Raw genomic sequence first — 24,191 nt, 5'->3', positions numbered from 1 at the left:
CTCTTAAATATCAATATATATCTATATTTTATGAGTGAATAATTGCATTTATTAAACTATTAGTGTAAAATAAATATTATTTAAGGGTTAAAGTGTTAAAATTAGTAGGCTTAACCGGTTACAACCGTTATATTTTAAGAACTACAAAACTATTTATAAGGTCATTTTTATGACAAATTAGATGGTACCGTGAAAATAAAGCCTTTCATCCATAAAAGTGGATTGATAGGTTTTTTAATGTTTATGTACAAATTAATAAAAATGCTAATTATAACCTATAAAATACTTTTGAAACGCAAACAATAATTAAGAAAGCGAGGTCATAAAATGAACACTACATTAGTAAGAGCTCTTTATAGAGAAACACAAGAGCATATTGAGAAAAGTGTAAAAATTTCAGGTTGGGTAAGGACATTAAGAGCATCAAATGCTTTCGGGTTTATAGAAGTTAATGATGGCTCATTCTTTAAAAATGTTCAGGTAGTATTTGATTCTAATATTTCAAACTTTAAAGAGGTATCTAAGCTACCAATAAGTTCCTCAATATCTGTTATAGGTAAATTAGTACCTACTCCAGAGGCAAAACAACCTTTTGAAATCCAAGCAGAGGAAGTTATTATAGAGGGTATGTCATCAGCTGATTACCCATTACAGAAGAAAAGACATACATTTGAGTATTTAAGAACAATAGCTCACTTAAGACCTAGAAGTAATGCATTCTCTGCAGTGTTTAGAGTACGTTCTGTAGCTGCTTATGCAATACACAAGTTCTTCCAAGACCAAAATTTTGTTTACGTTCATACACCAATAATAACTGGAAGCGATTGTGAAGGTGCTGGAGAAATGTTTAGATTAACTACTATGGATCTAAACAACGTTCCTAAAACAGAAGATGGCAAGATAGACTTCAAAGAAGACTTCTTTGGAAAAGAAACTAACCTAACTGTTTCCGGTCAGTTAAATGGAGAATCTTATGCTTTAGCATTTAGAAATATATATACTTTTGGTCCTACATTTAGAGCTGAAAATTCAAACACAGCAAGACATGCTGCTGAATTCTGGATGATAGAACCTGAAATATCCTTTGCTAATCTTGAAGATGATATGGAACTAGCTGAGCAAATGCTTAAATATGTCATAAAGTACGTTATGGATGAATGTCCAGAGGAAATGGATTTCTTTAATCAATTTGTAGATAAAGGTCTAAAAGAAAGATTAGATCATATATTAAGTTCAGAATTTGGTAAGGTTACTTACACTGAAGCTGTAGACTTACTAAAGAATTCTGGTAAAACCTTCGACTACCCAGTTGAATGGGGTATCGATTTACAAACTGAGCATGAAAGATACCTAACTGAGGAAATCTTTAAGAAACCTGTATTTGTAACTAACTATCCTAAAGAGATTAAAGCATTCTATATGAGATTAAACGAAGACGGAAAAACCGTTGCTGCAATGGACTGCTTAGTACCTGGAATAGGTGAAATTATAGGTGGAAGCCAAAGAGAAGAGAGACTCTCTATGCTTGAAGCAAGACTTGAAGAGCTTGGTCTTAACAAAGAAGATTACTGGTGGTACCTTGAACTTAGAAAATATGGTGAAACTGTACACTCAGGCTTCGGTTTAGGCTTTGAAAGATTAATAATGTATATTACAGGAATGTCAAACATAAGAGACGTAATACCATTCCCAAGAACAACTGGTCAATGCGACTTTTAATCAATAATCCCCAGCAATCATGCTGGGGATTATTTTAATCTTTAAAAGACATAACTTCATGACTATTTATTATGTTTTTCCTTTGTACTGCTCTTTTCGCTTTCATTTATTGGCTTATTGCCTTTCTGTTTCTCCTCTACATTGCCCTTGTTTTTGTTATCTATATTAGTATCATGCTTTGCATTATTATTATAGCTATTATTAATATCCCCATTAGTATTTTCTTTTTTATTTATATTATTATTCTTTTTATCTTTATCATTATTTCTATCTTGCTCACTATTATTATTCTCTTTTTTGCTATTATCACTGCTGTTTTCTGTATCTTGCTTATTGCTACTATCCCTATGTTCTTTGTTTTCTATATCGTTATTTTTTTCAGCTTTACTTAGACTGCTGATTTCACTTGTTACGGTGTTCATATCTGGATTCCCCTTTATTGGTTTAACGCTTAACTCCGAATATGAAGCTACTATATTCTTGTCCTTAACCTCATTTGAAAGCATTATCAAGCCATCATTCAAAGACATATTCTTTACTTCATCAACATTTATTACATCCTTAATCTTTTTATCATCTGTACTTACCCTAACAATTCTATTCCATCTATTAGCTTCTAATAATATTTTTGATTTGGCACTTAACTCTACAGCCTTTACTGGGTTATAGTAATCTACTATACCAATTGTGAATATTAATAAAAAGCTTGCTGCCAGCACTGCTATCCTTTTCATAGAACTTCCGTTACCTACCACATTCCCTTCATAAGTTTCTCCTTTTATCGGCAATACTTTAGATGCTTTCACAAGTGTAAACTCTCCGCTGTCAGTAAGTATAACCACCTTGTTTCCCTTTATATCAACAACTAATCCTTTTTTATTCATTATACTACTCCTTCCTTCTTATATTTAGATAGGATTTTAGATATATGTAATCCTTGCTAGAAAGTAATATTATTAATGAAATTATGTACTTTCTCCATTTCTCAATAAACTTTCTGTTTCTTCCTGTTACCTCAATCATTCTAACTATAGGTAACTTCTTACTATCGTATAGACTTCTCATTATTTCTTCATCACGAACACACAATAGAGCCAAATTAAGAATATCTTCTCTAGTATCTCTATGACTTGGCGAACTCTTAGTAAGATCAAAAAAATCTATTTTGTATTCTTCAAGTTTTTCTTTATATGAATTAATTTCTTCTAGCCTACTTCTATGCTCCATCTCTCTATCGTATTTATCTAAGGATATTGTATTATCTATTTCTCTAGCCCCTTCGTCTTCTTCAAAGTAAAGCACTGGAATATTTTTAGAGTTTCTAAAATAATCAATCAATGAGTTTCTTATTACTGTTTTTGCATAAGAAAAGAAATTACCTCTTTCTTCTGAGAAGCTATCCCAAGCCTTATTAAATGCTTCCATAGCTATGCTAAACTCTTCATCATTGCTTTTATCTAATCTTTTCTTACATATAAAAGAAGAGGTTTTATGTATAAAATCTATATTTTTTTCTATAAATTTATTTTTATCATCTATAAAAAACTGTTCACTCAAGTTTTATCACCATCCTACTTAGAGCATTTTACTAGAATCTAAGTGATACACATATTTATATACGTGTAAGACTAAAAATTTAAGGGGATAGTATATCACCCCCCTAAATTTTTTTTATTCCCCGTATATTTAAGTGCAAGGGCGATTTATGAAAGTTATTTTTCACTTCATATAAAACCCTATGTCTATAATATTATTTTTAATTAACGGGAGGATTACTCATGAAGAAAAGATTTATTTTAGGATTATCAATAGCTTACTTACTATCATTTTCAGTTCCAGCCTTTGCAGCTGAGACAACCACTACAAAAGCAACTAAAGATTATACTTCTTATGCCGGCTTAACACCTAACAGCATATTTTATCCTTTAGATAAAGCTATAGAAAACATAGAGTTACACTTTACAAAGGATCCTGCAAAAAAAATCGAAAAACTTTTAGCATTACAAAAAGAAAGATTAGGCGAAATACAAAAGTTGATAGATAAGAATAAGGAGAGCTTAGTTTCTACTTCCTTAGCTGGCCTTGAAGAAGTTAATACACAGACTATGGAAGAAACTCAGAAGCTCATAGCTGACAATACAGCACCTATTGAGAATAATGCTACTGAGGTTGATCAAACTGCTACTGAACCTACAACTGAAGGGACTACTACAACTTCACCTTCAGATACTGCTAATCAACCTAGTGATGATGCTACTACTAATCCAACTACTGATAATAGTACCGATATTGTAGATACTACTACTGGCTCTGTAGAAGATGTTACAGAGGACTCAAATGAAATACTTGACTCTGTAAAAGACAAGCTACCAGAGCAAGCTCAAACTAAACTAGCTGCTGTAATTGATATGCAAACTAAAAGAAAAGAAGCTGTAAAGCAAATGGTAACTGCTAGACATGAACTAAATGCTGCTAAAAAACAAGTATCTATAGCTAAAAGAGATCTAAAGAAGGCAACTAAGTCTGGAGATGCCGATGCAATATCAAAAGCTCAAGAAGCATTAGCTACAGCAAACAGTAGCTTAACAGAAAAACAAAATACTTTTGTTGCTACAAAGGAAAATAAGAAACAGGTGATTGATCAGACGAAGATAGGAGGCAAAGATTCAGATAACAACGACGAAACCACTCCTAGTTCCGATGGTACAACAACTACTGCTCCACAAGATTCAACTACTGTACCAGAAACTGATCCAGCTACCACTGCACAAGAGCCATCAAGCAATGATACTACTGCAGCAACTGAAGACAAGGTAACTGTAACTTCAGTACCTACAGTTACTAGTAGTGCTAAGATAGCTACTTCAGATAATAGTAAAAAGTCCAAATCAACTCAAAGTAATAGCATTGCTACATCAAATAAGAGCAATACTGGAGAAGTAAAAAGAGAAGCAGTTACTGAAAAAAAGGAAACTAAAGCTGCTGAAAAGGCTGTAAAGAAGGAAGATAAGTCTACCGAAAAAGACAAAGGTAAATCAACTAAAAGCCAAAAAGAAAATAAAGCTTCTAAAGAAGAAGAAAAAAGTAACGACTAATTTGTGAGTTTTAATCTCTAAAAATACTACAAATACACATAAACACTACCATCTCTGGTAGTGTTTAATATTTATATACAGTATTAACTTCTAGCTTTTGCTAATTCATAAAGAGTTCTTACTCCTGCTCCAGTTCCACCCTTTATAGAGTAGTCCTCTGCAGCATCAGCCCATGCTGTACCTGCTATATCAAGATGAAGCCAAGGTTTATCTTCAACAAATTCTCCTATAAATAAACCAGCAGTTATAGTTCCAGCATTTCTTCCACCTATGTTCTTAAGATCTGCTATATCTGATTTTATTAATTTCTTATAATCATCAAATGCAGGAAGCTGCCAAACCTTTTCTCCTGATATATTAGAAGCCTTAACTAGCTCTTCGTAGAACTTATCATTGTTAGTTACTACTGCAGTAGTTGTTGTTCCTAGTGCTACTAAAGCAGCTCCTGTAAGTGTTGCTAAGTCTATGACTTCATTTACCTTTTCTTTTCTAATTATATAAGTAACAGCATCTGCTAAAGTTAATCTTCCTTCAGCATCAGTATTTAATACTTCTATTGTTTTTCCAGCCATTGAGCCTATTATATCTCCTGGCTTATAAGCCTTACCTGATACCATGTTTTCACAAGCAGCTACTACTGCAACTACATTAAGCTTAAGCTTGCTCTTAGCAATAGCACTCATAGCACCTATAACTGCAGCTGCTCCTCCCATATCTGACTTCATGGTTACCATACCATCATTAGGCTTAAGTGAATATCCACCTGAATCATAAGTAAGTCCCTTTCCAACTAATCCAAGTACTCTATCCTTATTTTGATCATCACCAAAATATCTCATTACTATTAATCTCGGTTTCTTCTTAGAACCTCTAGCAACTGATAAGAATGCATCCATCCTTAAATCAGATATTTGATTTTTCTCAAATACTTCTGTTTCAAATCCATATTTTATTCCAGCCTTTATAGCCTCATCTGCTAAAGTTTCTGGATATATTACATTTGCAGGCTCATTTACAAGGTCTCTAGCCAATATTGTAGCTTCTACTAGAGTATTTGCTTCTGCTATATACTTATCAACCTCTATAGCCTTTATATCATCTACATTAGGACTACCTAAAGAGAATTCAAATTCTTTTTTGTCTTTGTTATCAGTTTTATATTTATTAAAGGTGTATGTACTTAGTCCAGCACCTTCAACCATAGCCTTTACTAAAAGGCTTAATTCAATCTTATCTGTATCCACAAGCCTTAAGAACACCTTTGAGCTTTTAAGTTCCACAGCTTTCTTTAAAGCTTTACCAACAGCTCTTCTTATTTTTTCAGCATCTATAGATTCTTCCTTACCAAGACCAACTAATACCATATCTTGTGTCTTGCCATCTATAGTCCTAACAAAGTTATAAACTTCTCCAAACTTACCTAAGAAGCTCCCCTTACCTTTAACATATTCTAATATAGAATTAACGTCGCTGTTAGGAGTTTGCAATTTATCTTCAAAAAGAGAAATTATAGCTACATCTCCTTCTGAACATCCAAATTTCTTAAATCCAATATTCATTACTTTTACACCTCTTCCTAATAACTTATTAAGCTTTATTTAAAGCTTCTTTGAAATAGCATTAATAATTTTAATGCGAACTTTTCATATTTTTTAATTTATAGGGTTCCAACTTCAACTATTAAGTTTTCGTAATGTAATCCTATATAGATGTACCACTTCGTAATAATATTTTTAATTCTCCTCTCAAAACCCAGAGGAGCTTTGAAAATTAACTTCGAAATGAAGTGTTACATCTTTATACAAGCTCTAAAAAGATACTTCAATTCTGTTATCTAGATATATATATATACTAGAAATATTTAGTAACTGTAGAAACCTAATCAGAACATGTATTATTGAATTATTATTACTTAATAATATACCATATTTAGATAATTATAGATAGATTACATTTATATTATGTTAAAATTTTTTTATTGTTTTATCAAATTCCTATCTATATATTTACTATCGTACATAACTTTAGAATGATTTTGTACTATTAGCTTCTCATCAATTATATTACCATCAATTTTATTAATTATTCTTCTGAAGACTTTATTATTCCTATAATATCCGTCCTTTTCTAAAGAAAAGTTCATATCTTTTTCTATTATGTGATATGATAACTTTTGCTCATTTAGGCTTCTTAACTCACCACATAGATGTTCATCCGTTGTATAGGTGATTAACTGATAAGTGTTGTCTGTATTATTCTTAAATTGATAATCTAAATAATTATAGACAATAGATGTACCTGTACCAAAGGGTAAGGCCCTATTAAAGTCTGGGAAAAGATCAAATTGGTCATGGTGATGATGCTCAACAATAGTTAACTCACTATGAAGAACCATCCAATGAATTAGATTTGTAAACTGACACATGCCACCGCCTATACCTTTACTAGCTCCAGCATTATTTATAGTAAGACCTTCCAAATAGCCTTTTGACTTAGTGCATCTTCCTACCAGCTTCCAAAAAGAAAAAGTCTCTCCTGGTCCTATTATTATGCCATTTATCTTAGGGGCAGTAAGCGAAAGATTTTTTGCTTTATTTTCTTGAAGTTGTATATCCACATTTCCCAATTTTCTTCTTATAAGTGATTTATGAGAATAAATTAAGATAGGTAATTTATCTTCAGAACAATGCTTAGAATATCTTTCCTTTGTAAAAAACCATTTTGTATACCTTTTAAATTGTTCCTTTACCACAGAAATCTTGTAGGTTAATGGGCTTATCTCGCAAAATAATCTTCTAGCCATAACTTTACTCCTTTTATAAATTAATTAGTTGTACTTATCGGTTGTCCTATTTGCAAATTACTGCAATCACACCACTTTACTGTAAAGTTTATCTTTTCAAATTCTCCTATCAAATCAAAAATTATTTTTAATAATATCCTTCAATTAAAGCATTATTTATTTAAATAACCATATTTATATACGATATTCCTAAGGTTCTAGTTACCAGTAAGCTTCTACATTCCGCTATGAAATAGATTTAATTCTATTTAATTACGACAAAAAAGGCTATAAATCTTTATAAATTTGGTATAATTGATTATGTTGAAACTATTAACTTAGGAGGAACTAGATGTGAAAAGGTGGATTAAATCAGCTTTTTTAATTTTTATATTTCTAGTTATATTATTGACTGGAATAAACTACTTTCAAACCTTTATAATAGATAATTCATTTCAAAATAATACAGATAATATAGCTAAAGTAGACAACATAAATATAAACTATAAGATAAGTGGTAATGATAAAAATCCTCCTATATTATTGATACACGGATTATTTTCATCATCTGATGATTTTCTTAATTTATCTAAAAAATTATCTGATAGATATAGAGTTATATCTTTAGATCTAATAGGTTTTGGTTTGTCAGACAAAGGAAGTAATCTAGACTATAGCAGTGAAAACATGGCAAAGCTATGTAATGACTTTATGAATAGCCTTGGATATAAAAAGTTTTCCGTTCTTGGCCACTCTATGGGTGGAGGTGTAGCTATTCATATGGCTCTTAACTATCAAAACTCTATAGACAAATTAATCTTAGTAGATAGCACCGGTATCGGCGAACATTTACATATTGATCCACCAAAAATACTATTAAAAGAAGGGCTACTTAGCTATTTTCCTCAGTTAGCTATGTACAGCTTAAACTTTAATAATCCTAAATATATAAACTATAGTGTCTTTGAAAAAAATCTTTTTTACAATAGACATATGGACAGTAACACAGTAGAAAAAGTAATAGAAAACTGTAAATCCATTGATAATGTAAAGGATAGATTAAAAGACATTCATGCTAAAACATTAATAGTATGGGGTTCTAAAGACGATGTACTACCTGTAGACAATGCTTATGTATTTAATGATCAAATAAAAGATAGCAAGCTTTCTATAATATCAAATTGTGGTCATATGCCTTTTGCTGAAGCAGAAGACTTGTTTGTAGGTGAGGTATTATCATTTATGGCTAGTTAAAAAACTTCTCTTATAAACTGAGGCCACTGAAAGAATTTAATAGCTTTTTTCAGTGGCCTCTATAAACTAGAGGAATTATTTAATTAATTTCATCTCGATGCAAAACATATCTATTCAACTAAAAATTTGAATTCTATTAGTACATAGTCACTATATTATTATCTCTCAAGGATTCCTTCACATCTATTACTCTTTGATTGGAAGAACCTCTATATCTTATGTTCTCATCTTTTAAACCTATTTCAAACCTTCCGTCTACTAATACATCTATATTACTTATAAGCCTTTGCCAATAAGGTTTATTAGAAAGATTTTGTACTATGTACTCAAAAGTATATCCTGTGTAGCACCAAATATTAAGACCTAAGTCTTTTATTTTTTTAGCCATGTAAGAAAACTTATCTGCCTGCTCAAAGGGATCTCCTCCACTAAAGGTTACTCCACTTATTATAGGATTATTTTTTAAATCCTCTATTAGTTCATCCATATCTCTAAGCTCTCCGCCATCAAAACTATGTGTTTCTGGGTTGAAGCAGCCTTCACAGTTATGTATGCATCCTTGAGAAAAGAAAACTCTTCTGATCCCTGGTCCATTAACTAAGCTTTCGTGTATTATTCCAGAAAGCCTTATCATCTTATTATCCATAAAACTTCATCCCCTCAATTTGAATATCATATATTTAAAAATTAAAATCCAATTATATTAAACAATAGTATTTAGATTTCTCCATCCCATTCTTTATAAAACCTTTCTAAAAACTGCTCCATAAATTCATGTCTCCCCTCTGCTAATTCTCTTCCTCTTTTAGTATTCATCATGTCTTTTAGAAATAGCAGCTTTTCATAGAAATGGTTTATTGTATTACTTTCACTATTCTTATAAGCTTCAAAGCTATCATGAAGCTGATGCGCTACCTTTGGGTTATACATTTCTCTACCTTTAAATCCACCATAAGCAAAAGCTCTTCCTATTCCAACAGCTCCTATAGCATCTAATCTATCTGCATCCTGAACAATCATTCCTTCAATAGATTGCATATTGTTAGTAACCTTAGCCCCTTTAAAGGTCACATTATCGATTATTTCGCAAACTCTCACTATAACTTCCTCTTCAGCATCTTGTTCCCTTAGCCATTGTCTAGCAACTCTACTACCTGCCTTCTCATCGCCGTCATTAAACTTCCAGTCAGCTATATCATGCAATAATGCCGCTAATTCAACTATTTCTTTATCACATTTCTCATACTCGGCTATATTTTTAGCATTTTGCCACACTCTATATATATGCCACCAATCGTGACCACTTCCCTCACCTTCAAATCTTTCCTTAAGCATATCAGCAGTCTTTATTATTATATCTCTCATACTTATCCTCCGTATCCTTAGCTACTCTTTAAATATAATTATCCAATATAACTATACACATTAAATTATAATACATAGAAATAATTAAATCACATCCACTTGTTAAAGTGCTAAAAAAATCTTGTATTTTCCTGCGAAAAAAACGACCTCTTTTTCATTATACTTTTGTGATGACTTTTTACATCATACTTTTGTGATGACTTTTTACATCATAGGGGATTATTGTACAGTAAAAAAAGTATAAGTTGCTATAAAAATTCTATAACCACTTATACTTTATACCTTTATTAATTATTTTTAATTATTATACTACATTAATAATATATCTACTATTTATCATTCTTAAAGCCTTGCTTCTCCATAGTTTCTTTTACTTTAGGATAATAAACTGTTTGATATAATGATGAAGTCAAGTTACTCCAGTTACCTTCTTGTTCTCTTCCAATCTCTTTCAAATACTTTTCCATGTATTCATCATAGCTATCTATATCAGCCTTTAAAGTTTCCTTATGATATTTATCTACATGCTTGAAAGTTTCAAAAGGCAACCTTGGTTTTTGCTTTGAATTATTCTCAGCATATCCTAAAACTAATCCACAAACTGGATAAGTAAATTCAGGAAGCTCTAATATCTCAATAACTTCCTCTGGACTTCTTCTTATTCCACCTATAGGCACTACAGATAAGCCTAAGGACTCTGCAGCTATTATTGCAGCTCCCATAGCTATTCCAGCATCAAATACTCCTGCTGCAGTTCCTTCAACACTTTCATGTATGATCTGCTTTCTATCATACTTTTCAGCACCTATATTTGTTTTATAAAAGTCCATTACAAAAACTAAGAATACAGGGGCTTTATCTACATATACTTGATTTCCTGTAACTTCAGAAAGCTTTTTCTTTTTTTCTTTGTCTCTAACAACTATAACTGATGTTTGTTGTCCATTTATTGAGTTAGGCATGGCTTGAGCTGATTTTAAAATCTCATCAACTAGTTCTTCCGAAATGTCCTTATCTAAATACTGTCTTATGGATCTATGTTGTTTTATTATATTTATAGTTTCATTCATATTAGCACCTCTATTGATAATTATTATTTAATGATATTATATATCAACACAATTAAATTGTAAACAACTTAAATTATATTATTTATAATTTTCACGATTATAATAAAAAATATTCAAAAAAATCACAAATACACTTCCTAAACAAAAGACATTACCTTTATATTAAACTTTTCAAATAGCATTAGTTTTCATAGCTGATTTCTAAATAATAATAAAAATAAGAGATGAATAACCTTCACCTCTTATTTTCTCAACTTATTATTTTTCAATATGATAGCTATGCTTATGATTTTCTGTATGCGTTACTCTGTCTTCTCTTTCTTCGTACTTACCTGGACCAAATCTTTCATCAAGACTTAGGTACCCTGTTACTCTTGAAACACCTTGAATATCATGGCTTCCACAACAAGTACATTTTGATTCACCATTATTTAAATAAGTTCCACAGTTTTTGCAGTATCTTATGTGGAAGTTTATTCCTAAGTAGCTTATATTAGTGTTTTTATAAGCATAATTAAGAATATTCATTATTGTTTCTGCATCAGGAGTTCCATCCACCTCAAGGTAGGATATATGACCACCATTACAAATCTTATGATATGGCGCTTCTATCTTTATTTTATCAATTATAGAAATTGGATATCCTACAGGAACATGATAACTGTTTGTATAGTAGTCCTTATCAGTAACACCTTTTACTATGCCAAATATCTTTTGATCTTGTTTTATGAACTTACCACTTAAGCCTTCTGCTGGAGTCGCATAACAACTCCAATTTAAATGAGTTTCCTCTTTAAGCTTATCTGTGTATTCTCGTATATAAGATATAACTCTAATTCCTAGTTCTCTTGTAGCATCATCCTCAGCATGATGCTTTCCAACTAGTGCGATCAAGGTTTCTGCAAGGCCTATGAACCCTATAACCCAAGTACCTTGTTTTAGTATAGGCTCAATATTATCATCAGGACTCAATCCTTCTGCGCCCTTCATAAGTCCTTGGCCAGCTACGAAAGGTAAATCTTTAACTTTCAAATTCTTAAGTACCGAATATCTGTGCATTAAAGATTCTTTTGCAAGTTCTAATCTACTTTGAAGTATATCAAAAAACTTATCTACATTTCCTTTAGCTTGAAGTCCTATTCTTGGCAGATTAATTGTTGTAGGTGCTATGTTTCCTCTTCCCTTACAACCATGATCACCATTTATGTTGTTCATGAGATAAGTTCTACATCCCATAGTTGCAGGCATATATCCCTTATCATAATACTCTTTATTAAAATCTGCATCTATATTCATAAATGTAGGATTCATTCTCTTTGCAGCAACTCTACATGCTAATTCGAATAAATAGAAATATGGATCTTCCTTTTCTCTATTTACCCCTTCCTTAACTCTAAAAATTATGTTAGGGAATATTGGCTGTTCTCCTTTTCCAAGTCCCTTCTCATATTCTAATAAGAATACTTCGCATACTAATGCAGCATCTTCGTTGTTTGGTATTCCTAAATTAATCGATGAAAATGGTACTTGAGAACCTGCACGGGAATGCATTGTATTTAAATTGTAAACAACCCCCTGCATAGCCTGATGAACACTTTTTCTAAGCTTAGTCTCAACTAACTTATCTAGAGCTTCACCTTCTATTCCATAGCTTGAAAGCTCTTCCCTTATCTCGCTTCTTGTTGGTTCAATAAATATTGACATATCATTGTCAAAGTCTGGATGAGATTGTCCTCCAAACATATCATTTTGAGTTGACTGAAGCAATATACAAGAAAGCTCTGCTGCTGTTTCAATTCTTCTTGGTTTATTTATTGTTCCATAACCAGTATTAAATCCATTCTCTAACATCTCTTTAGTTGGTATATGTAAGCAGTTAGTAGTTAAGTTATAGCTATCTAAATCATGATAGTATACATCACCATTTTCATGAGCTTTAGCCAAGTGTTTTGGCATTGAAGCAAGATTATGCCACTTATTTGATTCTGAAGCTATTCTAAGTAGTTTTGAAGAGAAGTTATTTCCTACATTTGCATTATCTCTATCAGTTTCAATTCCAATTTTACCTATAGCTTTCATTAAGTCCGATTTTATCTCTCTGACCTTTGTTCTTTCGTTTCTGTAAGTTGAGTATGCTTGAGCTATGTTTTTAAACCCATTATCACTTAAAGCTTTTTCAACTAAGTTTTGAATTTCTTCTACTGTAACATTTGATTTCTCAGACATTTCAATATAATTGATAACTTTTTGTATAGTATCAATTACTTGACTTTCCTTCAAACTTTGACCAATTTCTTCTGCGGCACCCTTTATTGCCTTCCCAATTTTCTCAGCATTAAAGCTAACCCTTCTACCATCACGTTTCACAACATCTAGCATACCGACGACCCCCATTGCACTATATATTGTACTGACTTATTATACTTCACTAAAAACTTATAGGCAATTTCAAATTGAACTTTTTTTAAATAATAGCAAAGTATATGTCATTATATCTTCTATTTTTAAACTTTTTTACAGTATTTCTATTGTTGACATTAGTAATATTTAAGAAAATACTGGCAAATTAATTATACTAATTATGATTTTCGTTCAAATCTTAATTATATTAATACATTGTCGGCATATATTTTAATATAACTGTAGAAAATAAAATTTTTATTTAATTTGGACATGCATACCAACTAATGAAGTTTTATTTCTCCAGAATATATTAAATAACTGGGAGATGATTTTATGAAAAAAATCGCCTATTTTATAATTCTAGCAATGTGTATTTCTTTGTTTGGATGTACTTCAAACGAGAGAAAGACATCAATAAAACCATTCAAAAGAGAAGAACCTCCACTAATCGATTTAAACGACAGTACTGATAACAAAGATGACGCTTGCTGCTACACAGAAGAAAATTTAACTGAAGATGAGAAAAATAATACCGCTTTCATGGCAATAATAGAAAACTCAAAGGATGCTAGACCTCAAAGCGGTTTAAGTGAGGCTGATCTTGTTTTTGAAACTATGGCAGAAGGTGGAATACCTAGATTTATAGCATTATTTCACAAAAACAGCCCTAAGCAAATTGGTCCTATAAGAAGTGTCCGACCCTACTTTATATCTATCGCTAAAGAATTTAATGTTCCATTTGCACATTGTGGTGGTAGTGAGGAAGCGTTATCAATAATTAAAAGCACTTCCTCAATAAATAATATAAATGAGATATCCAATGGTGAATATTTTTATAGAGATAATTCACGAAAAGCACCTCACAATCTGTACACTACCGCAAATCAAATACGCAAATATATTAGTACAAAAAATATAAAAACAGACCTTAAATGTAACTTTAACTTTGATAACAAGTTTTGGGAACGCGAAAACATGGACAAGGCTACAACAATTGAGCTTGGCGTAAATAAGAGCTATTCAACTAGCTATAAGTATGTAAATGGAAGGTATGAAAAATATATGGATGGTGTTAAGGTAATAGATAAAAACAACAATCTTCCGGTTACTTTTTCAAACGTAGTTATACAAAACACCGACATAAAGTTACAATCCGATAATACTCACTTAGATATAAATTTGATAGGTAAAGGCACTGGATTTGTATTTTCCTCAGGTAAGGTAAAGAGAGTAACCTGGCAAAGAAATTCCGAAAATGAGCAGACAGAGCTATTCACTGAAGATGGCAATAAAGTCTGTTTTTCTAAGGGAACCACTATATGGCACATAATCGATAATTCTGTTACCTCAAAATACAACTAATGAGTTACTAAAAACATAAGGTTCACTAAAAGCAATATCTTCAGTGAACCTTTTTTTACTATCTAGGAAGTTAGAATCTTTTTTTCTTTTTTATTTATATACATGTTTCTATCTGCTATTGAAAGTATTTCATCCATACTTAATTTACTTTCTCCATCTACCTCTGCCAGACCATAACTAAAATCTATAAGATTCCTTTCATCACAATTTATATGTAAATACTTTTTTATATTCAAAATCTTATTTCTCGCCTCTTTTTCAGAACAGTTTTTAAATACAATGACGAATTCATCTCCTGACATTCTTGCATATAAATGATTTCTATCTAAATTGAACTTTAAAGCCTGTGACATTATAGTAAGAGCTTTATCACCTTCATTATGCCCATAGTTGTCATTGATAAGCTTAAAATCGTCCAAGTCTATAAGAGCTACTTGAGATATATGTTTTTCACGATTAATTTTTATCAATTCCTTGCTAAAGTTATCCTTAAAGCTTCTTCTGTTATAAAGGTCTGTAAGCTCATCATGAGTAGCAATATACCTAAGCTTTTGGTGAGATAAAAAGTTCTTAAGAGCCAGTTCTAACTCATGATTAATATACCTCATTTTTACTATATCTTCCTTGTTAAAGCTTGTATTTGTTCTAGTAATATCAAGATTGATCACTGCTATAACTTTATCATCCACATAAATTGGAGAAAATAGGGCACTGTTGATCCTATTATAATCTCCCATATCATCTATTCTACGTGATACTTCATCATCAAACAAACTTTTGTTATTATCCGCTTTTAAGTTGAGTACATGTATATCTCCAAATTTATTAAGTCTATACAAATACACATCTTCTTTTTTCAACTTCATATTAAGTAGCTCTTTCGAATACCCCTTTACAGCCTTATACTGAAAATACTCATCATCCTCAAGTACTAACACACTACCTCTGTCTGCCTTATCAATTACCGTCATAGCTGATTGGAGCATTACCTCATAAACTAGCTTTTTGCTGCTAATATTGCTTATCTTTTTTCCCATATTATAAATTTCTTTTTTTATTTCCTCTGTTTCCATAAGATTATTCTTTAACTTATAATTCTTTATAAGAAGAATTATTATGAAAAGTATTAGAAACGAAAATAATATAATTATAAAAAAATCCTTCTTCAAGAACTTCACCTCATAATATTTACGAAAATGCTATAAATATTGTTCTACTGTTGTTTATTTATGTTACATATATAACTATTATAATTAATTTTCTAATATAATTAAATATAATAGTAATTTATTTACTATATTTTTAAAATATATTGTAATAAATTTTAAAATACTTAATTATTTTAAACAACTATATCACTATTGATATAGTTATCACTTGTGATATAATTTAATCATAACAAAGTCTTTTAACTTAAAGGCTTAATTAATAACTTATGAGCTTATGATAGCAATATACAGCTTAACAGAAAACATTAACTTTACTATAAATAGTATATTTATGAATATGAGGAGGAATAAAACTTGCAAAAAATAGCTTTAATCACCGATAGCGGTTGTGATTTAGAAAATGAAACATTAAAAAAATATGGTATTTTCTTTTTGCCATTAAGAATTATATATAAGGATAAAGATTATTTAGATAGAATTGAAATAAGTCCTGAAGACCTATATTCATCACTTGAAAATGAAATACCTAAAACTTCACTTCCTGATGGAAAATATATGGATGATATTCTAAACAAGATAGAATCAGAAGGATATACACATGCTATAGCAATAACTATATCTTCTGGTCTTTCAGGAACATCAAATAGCTTAAGAATCATTGCAGAAAATCATCCTAACCTACACACACATATTTTTGATACTAGAATCTTAAGTATGCCTCAAGGAGTCTTAGTGCTAAATGCAATCCAAATGTTAGAAGAAGGCAAGAGCTTTGAGGAGATAATAGAAGTATTGCCTAAATTAAGAGAAAAAACTTATGGCTACTTTACTCTAAACACATTGGAGTACTTAAAAAAGGGTGGTAGAATAGGAAAAGTTTCTGGAACAATAGGTGAAATGTTAAATATAAAACCAGTTATTTCTGTAAATGATGATGGTATTTACTATACTCATTCTAAGGCAAGAGGTAGAAAACAAGCTATTAGTAAACTTAAGGATATATTAAACGAACATTTGAGTGTATCTAAGTGTAAGATCTGGGTTCTACAAGGTGGTGCTTTGGAAGAAGCAAAAGCCTTATTTGCTGAAGTAAAAGATTGGGCTAATATCAGTTTTATAGATATAGCTACAATAGGCCCTGCTCTAGGAGTCCACACAGGTCCAGGACTACTAGGACTTGCAGTTCAAAGGGAATAGTGTTTTATTGTGGATGAGTTTAATTTCAATAGCTTAGAGGATATAAAAGCTGAAGAGAGAAGATTATATAATGAATATAAGCAAAAAATTAATGAATTAAAAAAGGTTCAAAAAGAAAAAGAAGCTGTAGGTCAAGTACTTACGAAAGGTCTTCTTCCAATATATGTTCTTTATATATTAAGCTTAGGTCCTACAAATGGAAATGATATAGCTCATAAAATAGGTGAAAGAACCAACGGTTTATGGATTCCTAGTACTGGTGGAATATATCCTTTGTTAAAAAAGTTTGAAAAAGATGGTCTTATATCAGGCGAGTGGGATGATCCTAAAAAGAAGTTTATGAAAATCTATACTCTAACAGAGAATGGATTCAAAGAATTTGAGGATAGAAAAACTCTCCTTAAGGTTAAGATAGAAGAAGCCTTAGAAGTCTTCAAAATCATCTATACTGACCTCTATTAAAGCATAATTATTATATAAAGTAAGGTTATAAGATATAGCCTTACTTTATTTTTCTTTTTAAAAGATTCTAACATACTATCTATAAGTGAAAAATCAAGATTATAATGATTAAACTACCTGTCTTTTTATAATCATTAAAATTTTATTCCTTCCAAGAAAAAAAGAAGTATATGATTTCAAGTATAAATCTTATATCAAAGTAAAGAATACTATATAAATCATATTTTAAGAGGTGATAACTTGAAAGGAAAAGTTTTAGATATGAACAAAACTGATGCTTTTATATCTCTCGAAGATGGTACAACAATAGATTTGTCTGTATCAAGACTATCTCAAAATGTTAAAGTTGGAGATACCATCGATGTACCTATAAGTATAAGAAATTCAATAGATAACAGCTCCTTCTCACACGATAAAGCCACTAGTGACAAACTGATTGATTTTTTCTAAAATCTGGAGTATAATTGTGGTAAATTAAAATAGTGTGGCTAGGGGTGCCTTTAAGGCTGAGAGATGATTCTTATCATTAACCCTCATACCTGATCTGGATAATACCAGCGTAGGAAAGCGTTATTGATATTATATCAACCGTATTCCTTCTGGAATGCGGTTTTTTTGCTCTCGCTTTCCACTCCTCATACACTAAAAGGGGGTTCTTTTTATGATTAATTATTTTAAACAATTGTTCGGAGACTTTTGGGAAGCAATGTCCAAGTTTGGTAGCTTACCAAAAAATATCGTTGACATCTTTACAAATCCTACTTATGTTATAGCTATATTAGGCTGTGCAGTGCTTATCGGTGTTTTTGTTGCTTCTAAAAAGATCAAATTTGATGCTAAGCTTATAGCAAGAATAGCTTTAGCCTTAGCCCTAGCAACTATACTTCAAGCGCTCAAACTTTACCATTTTCCTCAGGGTGGTAGCATAACTCCAGGTAGTATGATTCCAATAATACTTATAGGATTGATATACGGTCCTTCAGTAGGACTATTAACAGGCTTCTTATATAGTTTAATAAATCTACTTACTGATCCTTATGTAGTTCATCCAATACAACTATTATTTGATTACCCATTGGCTTTCACAGCTCTTGGTATATCAGGATTTTTCAAGAATAGCAACATTCTAGGAAGAAATACAAAACTATTAGCTTGTATCGTAGCTATATTTGGAAGATTTATATGCCACTTTATATCCGGAGTAGCATTCTTTGGTTCATATGCTCCAGCTGGTACATCGGTATGGATATATTCGTTAACTGTAAATGGATTATTAATGGGTGCAGAAGCAGTCATATGCGTTGTGATACTTTACTTCTTACCTGTAGAAAGATTTATTAAGCAAGCTTCTTTAAGCTCTTATTAAGAGGTGTATTAGATGGTGATAGCAGATATAGCCGTAATGCCACTTATTCCATGTGTTACGGAAGATGAGATGTATAAAGTAGTTGATAAGGTTATTGAATATATAGAGAACACCGGCTTAAAATATGAAGTAGGTGCCATGAGTACCACTTTAGAAGGCGACTTTGACGAAGTTATGGAAGTGGTAAAAAGAGCTCATAGGATTCCTTTTGAACTTGGAATAGAAAGAGTTATAACAGTAGTTAGACTTGATGAAAAAGCTGGCGGAATATCTATTGATGAAAAACTAAAAAATCATAGATAGGGATGTACGCCTTCATTCCAAAAAGTATTTTTAAAACTCCTCTGGCTTCTGATAGAAGAATTAGAAAATTAAATTGGTTAAAAATAATATTACTTTTAAAGTATATTTATAAATTATTATGAATAAAAGCCATGCATAAAAGGAGATTAATTTACCTTTTTATTGCATGGCCTCTATTTTTAAAAGGGCTTCTATGCCTTATGTAGCAGCCCCTATCAATATCATTACTATTCTACTGATATTGCGTTAACTGGACATCCCTCTTCTGCTTCCTTAGCTGAATCCTCAACATCCTCTGGAACCTCTGGGTTCACTGCTGCTGCCTTTCCATCATCCTCCATATCAAAAACTTCTGGACAAATAGATGGGCATAATCCACATCCTATACAAGTATCCTTATCTACATTAGCAGTCATAAAAATTCCTCCCTTAAAAAATAATTAACACCTATATTATTTACTAAAGTTTTCATATTATGTATATTCACACTATCTATATGTGAAATTTTAAATAACATCAGCCTATAGACAAATATAGCTTTACCTCTTAAGTTGGATTATAACTAACAGATAATCAATCTATATACTAATATAATGATGAAAACATCATATCATAAAGTGCATTTTCCGCAACATAACTTTCAGCTTTTCCTTCTTCTAAGGCTTCAGTTAAGTCTACATTAATTGGTAACTCACATATTAGTGGTAAACCTAAATAATCTGCATGTTCTTCAGCTGACTTTTTAGAGAACACTCTCATCTTAGTACCGCAGCCATCACACTCTATGTAGGCCATATTCTCTACAACACCTCTTATAGGAACTCCAACCTTCTCTGCCATTATTACAACCTTTTTTACGATCATAGAAACCATGTCTTGAGGTGTAGAAACTACAACTATCTCATCTATTGGGAAACTTTGCATTACAGTTAAAGCTATATCACCTGTGCCTGGAGGCATATCAATTAGTAAATAATCTAATTCATCCCATACAGTATCTGTATACATCTGATTTAGAACTCCAGTTACTACAGGGCCTCTCCATATTACAGGCTGAGCCTCCTCTGCTGTAAGTAGGTTCATTGAAATAACCTTTATTCCCATTTCAGTTTCAACTGGAATGAACTTAAAGTTATTCTTATCATCTATAGGAATCATTTGAGCTCTCTTTTCATTGATTCCAAAAAATCTTGGCATTGATGGTCCAGTTATATCTGCATCCAATACACCAACTTTATATCCCTTTTTTCTTAAATGAGTCGCTATTATACCAGTAACAGTAGATTTACCTACTCCACCTTTACCACTTATAATGCCTACTATGTTTTTTATATTTCCATACTTAGGCATGACCTTCACGCATACATTAGTACCACTCTTAGCACTTGAGCACTTATCTTTGCTTGCACATGTTGAACAACTTCCCACTTTTAGTTCCTCCTATTTTTACCAGCTATCTGGTTTTTTATCTAATACGCTTATCTGCCATGCATTAAAATCATCATATTTTGCATCTACATAATAGTTAGTTTGAGAATTATCCTTCTTACTAGTTATAGTAACTATTGTCTTAAAAGTCGTGGTCTTGTATCCTTGATTCTTAACACTTATTAAAGTATCGTACTTGTCAGTATCTTTAGTTACTAACTCCCCTTTAGGAACAACTGCTTTTATATCCCTTTTGAACTGTTCTAAGTCAGTAGATAGTATATACTGTGCACAATCTCTATCTTCAGAGATATCTACACCTATATTTCCACCATCTTGAATTAGTTTATCTTTATCTTTTTTCATTACGTCAATGATAGATTGATAATATACGTGTTCAAACTCTCTTGGCTTTCTAATAAAAGAAAGATTTTGTATTATATCATTATCTAATCTTTTAGGTACTACATATGTGGATTTATCATCATAGAAATTACCGGTCTTTTTATCATATATACCTACAACATAGTTAAATTTCTTTATATCTTTACCCATTTGCATTTCAAAAATATAATCAGGGTCAAGACTAGACTTTTCTGACACAGCCTTGGCTGATGACAATAAATCATATATCTCAGATATGGTACTCTTATCGGTTACTACAAACCTAAATCCAGTATCTCTAGTGCTCTGAATTACTATCTTATCAACCTTATTTTGTTTTATATATTCAAAGTCTTTGTTTTTATTACCAAGCTTGCTTTGTATGGCATCGGTTATACTACAGGATACAAGTATTAACGATACTAAAACGGATATCAATGATAAAATAATATACTTTTTACTATTCACTATGTACCAATCTCCCCTTATACAGATGTACTACTTCGTAATTAACTCATAATTTAAGATTATTCTAAAGTCAAGAAATAATCTTATGCTACATAAAATTCTAAGTATTCCATACATCTATCAGTTAATTCTCAAACTAAAAACAATATTTAAAGGAGAAGCTTTATGCTTCTCCTATTTTGTTTATTTAAATTATAATACTAAAGAGTTCTAAACTCAACCTTTTAAAATTATCAACCTTTATGGTATTAACTATTTGTTGCTTTTAAAACTTTCAATCACAGTATCAAATACAGAAGTTAAGCTTTCCTTATACTGGTCTTGGCCTATGCTAAAGTCCACCTTAAAAAGTACTCCATCTGACTCACTAACATAATATGTACTGTGATATACTAGCTTCCCCTTATTGAGCTTCTCTTTATAGTTAACTTTTTTGCATTCATTACCATTAATCTTATCGCTTACTACCTTATAATCTAATATCTTTTCTGTACTCAATCTATTCTTATCATCACTGACAACCTTGTCCAACTTTTCATTTGAGTTTATAACCTGAGCATAGCCTAGTATACCTAAGTCATCATTTTTAAAATTATTATCATAGACTATATAATTTCCAGGATAGCTCTTTTGCTCACTTTCCCATTCACTTGGTAGTTTAAATGTATATTTACCATTAACTACAGAATACTGCTTAAAATCCGTTATATTACTATTCATTAATGATACAATTCTAAACCTATCATTAAACCCGGTTTGAGCTATAAATAGCACTGCCATTAAGGCTATAAGAATTAACATAACTCCTAATTGTTTTCTATTAATGATCTCTTTCACCTTACCCCTCCCAAAATATATGTTATATACTTCAGTATATTAAGGGTACAAGCTATTTATTACAAATAAAGGTGGTGAAAAGATATCCTGCTTTAACTTAATTAGTTTAAGTAGACTATCCAATCTCACCACCTTGATTTTATTTCATTGGCACAACTATCATCGAATTCTTAAAATCATAGAACATTAACCAATAACCATATTCCCTTTCCTTTTTAGGATCTGGCATCCAGGTTACAAATCCTGACTTACCTCCATAAGGTTGCTCCAGTTTATCCTTTGTTCCTGGTACTGCATACACTAAATACTTAACTCTTCCCTCATCATCACATTTGAATCCAATCATAAAATGACCATACTTTTTAATATATGGATAATAGTTTATCATAGGATAGTATACAACTGTATACTTATTATAATTTGATATGTTGCACATAACGTCTAAATCTTTAACGGGAACTTTGTACCACTTGCAGTACTTTATGTCTCTAAAGCCTTTAATCTCTTCGAAATCCTGAACAACATTTTCAAAAAATTCTCCTATGCTTCCCCTAATAGAAAAGTCAGGTTCTTCATATTGTTCTTCTGGCTCCTGGCGACTATCCTCAAAATTAGCTTTCGAATCAATAATAGATCTCTCATACTGATCAAATTTGTCGTCTTTTGGTTCGTCTTCTTCTCTATCATCTATATTCTCTAGAATAGCTTCCACAGGCTCATCACTTTCAGAAGAAGTCTTCTCAACTTTGTCCTCTACCCTAGTTGATACTTCATCTGCTACCTGTTTAGACTCATCACTAGGTTGTACTGATTTTTCTTCAGCCTTTACAGAATCCTCTGCCTCTAAACCAACATCCTTTGATTCTGCTTTACTTTGTTCTTCTCTGTTGATTTTCTTTTCGATTTCTTGTTCAATCTCTTCTTTAATCTGTACTTTAACCTTTTCTTCTTCATCATGATCTAGTTTTTTATGCTCATCTTTATGATCATCTTTATGATGATGCTCATCATGATGTTCTACTTTTTCTTCTACTTTGACCTCTACTTTTTCATCAACCTTTACCTTTGCACTAATTACCTTATAAGACTTCCAATCATCAGAAGGAGTTTCACCGTTCATAAACCCACCTAATACAAAGGTCAATTTTCCATCTAGGTCTTTAGCAAGTGCTGCACCAGAAACCTTATCAAACAGGATTCCAGCACCGCCGATATCATTTGCTAGATACTCAAAGCTTGTTTCTGCCTTACCTTGTTCAGTTATGTTCACCGGACCTAAATTAATTAATTGCTTATTATCTTTTTTTGAACAAATAAGTATCATACACAGCTTGGTATTATCTTTCTTTAAGTTCTGCGCATAGAAGGTTATCTTACATTTATCATTCTTAGCCTCGATCTTCGCATATCCTGACAAAGGCTTATCTGATGATACAGAATGCCCTCTTTCGTCTTCTTGAAGTATAATAAAACTCCTATATAATTTTCCGTGTGACAACTTAATAGTCCCTCCACATTATATTTATT

Annotated in this window: 23 protein-coding genes and 1 riboswitch; of the genes, 9 read left to right on the top strand and 14 right to left on the bottom strand. The window is 31.4% G+C overall.

What is annotated here, in order from left to right:
* Positions 1–327 precede the first annotated feature (327 nt).
* Positions 328–1,719: an asparagine--tRNA ligase gene (gene asnS, locus C1I91_RS02935; RefSeq protein ID WP_128211159.1), complete on the top strand. Its 1,392-nt coding sequence runs from the start codon at positions 328–330 to the stop codon at positions 1,717–1,719.
* A gap of 62 nt (positions 1,720–1,781) precedes the next feature.
* Here the strand turns inward: asnS and C1I91_RS02930 are convergent, their stop codons facing one another.
* Complete coding sequence (locus tag C1I91_RS02930) at positions 1,782–2,603, bottom strand: anti-sigma factor domain-containing protein (protein WP_128211158.1); 822 nt, start codon at positions 2,601–2,603, stop codon at positions 1,782–1,784.
* A gap of 4 nt (positions 2,604–2,607) precedes the next feature.
* Positions 2,608–3,276, bottom strand: coding sequence for a sigma factor (locus tag C1I91_RS02925; RefSeq protein ID WP_128211157.1), 669 nt, complete (start codon positions 3,274–3,276; stop codon positions 2,608–2,610).
* A gap of 221 nt (positions 3,277–3,497) precedes the next feature.
* Between C1I91_RS02925 and C1I91_RS02920 the strand changes: the two genes are divergently transcribed.
* A complete protein-coding gene (locus C1I91_RS02920; RefSeq protein WP_128211156.1) occupies positions 3,498–4,814 on the top strand; it encodes a DUF5667 domain-containing protein in 1,317 nt (438 codons plus the stop codon).
* A gap of 83 nt (positions 4,815–4,897) precedes the next feature.
* Here the strand turns inward: C1I91_RS02920 and C1I91_RS02915 are convergent, their stop codons facing one another.
* Together C1I91_RS02915 and C1I91_RS02910 are read right to left on the bottom strand one after the other, a co-directional pair.
* Entirely contained in the window at positions 4,898–6,373 is a 1,476-nt protein-coding gene (locus tag C1I91_RS02915; RefSeq protein ID WP_128211155.1) for a leucyl aminopeptidase, read from the bottom strand.
* Between the two features lie 416 nt (positions 6,374–6,789).
* The gene (locus C1I91_RS02910; protein ID WP_128211154.1) at positions 6,790–7,617 is read right to left on the bottom strand and encodes a VanW family protein; all 828 of its coding nucleotides are present in this window, start codon (positions 7,615–7,617) and stop codon (positions 6,790–6,792) included.
* A gap of 333 nt (positions 7,618–7,950) precedes the next feature.
* On the opposite strand from C1I91_RS02910, the gene C1I91_RS02905 reads away from it, so the two are divergent.
* Entirely contained in the window at positions 7,951–8,850 is a 900-nt protein-coding gene (locus C1I91_RS02905; RefSeq protein ID WP_128211153.1) for an alpha/beta fold hydrolase, read from the top strand.
* A 136-nt stretch (positions 8,851–8,986) separates the two neighbouring features.
* Here C1I91_RS02905 and nrdG read toward each other — a convergent pair whose 3' ends face one another.
* The 4 genes from nrdG to nrdD all read right to left on the bottom strand — a co-directional run bounded on the left by nrdG (position 8,987) and on the right by nrdD (position 13,664).
* Positions 8,987–9,496: an anaerobic ribonucleoside-triphosphate reductase activating protein gene (gene nrdG / locus C1I91_RS02900; protein ID WP_128211152.1), complete on the bottom strand. Its 510-nt coding sequence runs from the start codon at positions 9,494–9,496 to the stop codon at positions 8,987–8,989.
* 71 nt (positions 9,497–9,567) lie between these two features.
* Positions 9,568–10,215: an HD domain-containing protein gene (locus C1I91_RS02895; protein WP_205694275.1), complete on the bottom strand. Its 648-nt coding sequence runs from the start codon at positions 10,213–10,215 to the stop codon at positions 9,568–9,570.
* A gap of 329 nt (positions 10,216–10,544) precedes the next feature.
* Entirely contained in the window at positions 10,545–11,285 is a 741-nt protein-coding gene (locus C1I91_RS02890) for an NADPH-dependent oxidoreductase (RefSeq protein ID WP_128211150.1), read from the bottom strand.
* Between the two features lie 258 nt (positions 11,286–11,543).
* Positions 11,544–13,664 (bottom strand): anaerobic ribonucleoside-triphosphate reductase, encoded by a 2,121-nt coding sequence (nrdD, locus tag C1I91_RS02885; protein ID WP_128211149.1) that lies wholly within the window; start codon positions 13,662–13,664, stop codon positions 11,544–11,546.
* Between the two features lie 357 nt (positions 13,665–14,021).
* On the opposite strand from nrdD, the gene C1I91_RS02880 reads away from it, so the two are divergent.
* The gene (locus C1I91_RS02880) at positions 14,022–15,050 is read left to right on the top strand and encodes a DUF3048 domain-containing protein (protein ID WP_128211148.1); all 1,029 of its coding nucleotides are present in this window, start codon (positions 14,022–14,024) and stop codon (positions 15,048–15,050) included.
* Positions 15,051–15,112: 62 nt separating this feature from the next.
* Here C1I91_RS02880 and C1I91_RS02875 read toward each other — a convergent pair whose 3' ends face one another.
* A complete protein-coding gene (locus C1I91_RS02875; RefSeq protein ID WP_128211147.1) occupies positions 15,113–16,219 on the bottom strand; it encodes a sensor domain-containing diguanylate cyclase in 1,107 nt (368 codons plus the stop codon).
* Positions 16,220–16,573: 354 nt separating this feature from the next.
* On the opposite strand from C1I91_RS02875, the gene C1I91_RS02870 reads away from it, so the two are divergent.
* The 5 genes from C1I91_RS02870 to C1I91_RS02850 all read left to right on the top strand — a co-directional run bounded on the left by C1I91_RS02870 (position 16,574) and on the right by C1I91_RS02850 (position 19,547).
* The gene (locus C1I91_RS02870) at positions 16,574–17,416 is read left to right on the top strand and encodes a DegV family protein (RefSeq protein ID WP_128211146.1); all 843 of its coding nucleotides are present in this window, start codon (positions 16,574–16,576) and stop codon (positions 17,414–17,416) included.
* A 9-nt stretch (positions 17,417–17,425) separates the two neighbouring features.
* Positions 17,426–17,878 carry a PadR family transcriptional regulator gene (locus C1I91_RS02865; RefSeq protein ID WP_128211145.1) on the top strand — a complete coding sequence of 151 codons (453 nt, stop codon included), beginning with the start codon at positions 17,426–17,428 and terminating at the stop codon, positions 17,876–17,878.
* Positions 17,879–18,118: 240 nt separating this feature from the next.
* Positions 18,119–18,328, top strand: coding sequence for a S1 domain-containing protein (locus C1I91_RS02860; protein ID WP_128211144.1), 210 nt, complete (start codon positions 18,119–18,121; stop codon positions 18,326–18,328).
* A 30-nt stretch (positions 18,329–18,358) separates the two neighbouring features.
* Positions 18,359–18,461, top strand: a riboswitch (TPP riboswitch).
* A 78-nt stretch (positions 18,462–18,539) separates the two neighbouring features.
* A complete protein-coding gene (thiT, locus tag C1I91_RS02855; protein ID WP_238475915.1) occupies positions 18,540–19,244 on the top strand; it encodes an energy-coupled thiamine transporter ThiT in 705 nt (234 codons plus the stop codon).
* A gap of 12 nt (positions 19,245–19,256) precedes the next feature.
* A complete protein-coding gene (locus C1I91_RS02850; RefSeq protein ID WP_128211143.1) occupies positions 19,257–19,547 on the top strand; it encodes an MTH1187 family thiamine-binding protein in 291 nt (96 codons plus the stop codon).
* A gap of 227 nt (positions 19,548–19,774) precedes the next feature.
* Here C1I91_RS02850 and C1I91_RS02845 read toward each other — a convergent pair whose 3' ends face one another.
* The 5 genes from C1I91_RS02845 to C1I91_RS02825 all read right to left on the bottom strand — a co-directional run bounded on the left by C1I91_RS02845 (position 19,775) and on the right by C1I91_RS02825 (position 24,162).
* Positions 19,775–19,963 carry a ferredoxin gene (locus C1I91_RS02845; protein WP_128211142.1) on the bottom strand — a complete coding sequence of 63 codons (189 nt, stop codon included), beginning with the start codon at positions 19,961–19,963 and terminating at the stop codon, positions 19,775–19,777.
* Positions 19,964–20,132: 169 nt separating this feature from the next.
* Positions 20,133–20,975: an Mrp/NBP35 family ATP-binding protein gene (locus tag C1I91_RS02840; protein WP_128211141.1), complete on the bottom strand. Its 843-nt coding sequence runs from the start codon at positions 20,973–20,975 to the stop codon at positions 20,133–20,135.
* Positions 20,976–20,993: 18 nt separating this feature from the next.
* Positions 20,994–21,827 (bottom strand): YhfM domain-containing protein, encoded by an 834-nt coding sequence (locus C1I91_RS02835; RefSeq protein ID WP_128211140.1) that lies wholly within the window; start codon positions 21,825–21,827, stop codon positions 20,994–20,996.
* 252 nt (positions 21,828–22,079) lie between these two features.
* Positions 22,080–22,664 (bottom strand): hypothetical protein, encoded by a 585-nt coding sequence (locus C1I91_RS02830; RefSeq protein ID WP_128211139.1) that lies wholly within the window; start codon positions 22,662–22,664, stop codon positions 22,080–22,082.
* 139 nt (positions 22,665–22,803) lie between these two features.
* Positions 22,804–24,162 (bottom strand): DUF7922 domain-containing protein, encoded by a 1,359-nt coding sequence (locus C1I91_RS02825; protein ID WP_128211138.1) that lies wholly within the window; start codon positions 24,160–24,162, stop codon positions 22,804–22,806.
* Between the last annotated feature and the right edge of the window lie 29 nt (positions 24,163–24,191).

It is taken from the genome of Clostridium manihotivorum (genome assembly GCF_004015185.1).
Lineage (GTDB): Bacteria > Bacillota > Clostridia > Clostridiales > Clostridiaceae > Clostridium_AR > Clostridium_AR manihotivorum.
Note: the sequence above shows the minus strand (reverse complement) of the source record. Positions and strands in the feature narration are given on the sequence as shown.

Coding starts and splice junctions, on each gene's coding strand:
- asnS (WP_128211159.1), top strand. CDS start 328: ATGAACACTACATTAGTAAGAGCTCTTTATAGAGAAACACAAGAGCAT.
- C1I91_RS02930 (WP_128211158.1), bottom strand. CDS start 2,603: ATGAATAAAAAAGGATTAGTTGTTGATATAAAGGGAAACAAGGTGGTT.
- C1I91_RS02920 (WP_128211156.1), top strand. CDS start 3,498: ATGAAGAAAAGATTTATTTTAGGATTATCAATAGCTTACTTACTATCA.
- C1I91_RS02915 (WP_128211155.1), bottom strand. CDS start 6,373: ATGAATATTGGATTTAAGAAATTTGGATGTTCAGAAGGAGATGTAGCT.
- C1I91_RS02910 (WP_128211154.1), bottom strand. CDS start 7,617: ATGGCTAGAAGATTATTTTGCGAGATAAGCCCATTAACCTACAAGATT.
- nrdG (WP_128211152.1), bottom strand. CDS start 9,496: ATGGATAATAAGATGATAAGGCTTTCTGGAATAATACACGAAAGCTTA.
- C1I91_RS02895 (WP_205694275.1), bottom strand. CDS start 10,215: ATGAGAGATATAATAATAAAGACTGCTGATATGCTTAAGGAAAGATTT.
- C1I91_RS02890 (WP_128211150.1), bottom strand. CDS start 11,285: ATGAATGAAACTATAAATATAATAAAACAACATAGATCCATAAGACAG.
- nrdD (WP_128211149.1), bottom strand. CDS start 13,664: ATGCTAGATGTTGTGAAACGTGATGGTAGAAGGGTTAGCTTTAATGCT.
- C1I91_RS02880 (WP_128211148.1), top strand. CDS start 14,022: ATGAAAAAAATCGCCTATTTTATAATTCTAGCAATGTGTATTTCTTTG.
- thiT (WP_238475915.1), top strand. CDS start 18,540: ATGATTAATTATTTTAAACAATTGTTCGGAGACTTTTGGGAAGCAATG.
- C1I91_RS02850 (WP_128211143.1), top strand. CDS start 19,257: ATGGTGATAGCAGATATAGCCGTAATGCCACTTATTCCATGTGTTACG.
- C1I91_RS02845 (WP_128211142.1), bottom strand. CDS start 19,963: ATGACTGCTAATGTAGATAAGGATACTTGTATAGGATGTGGATTATGC.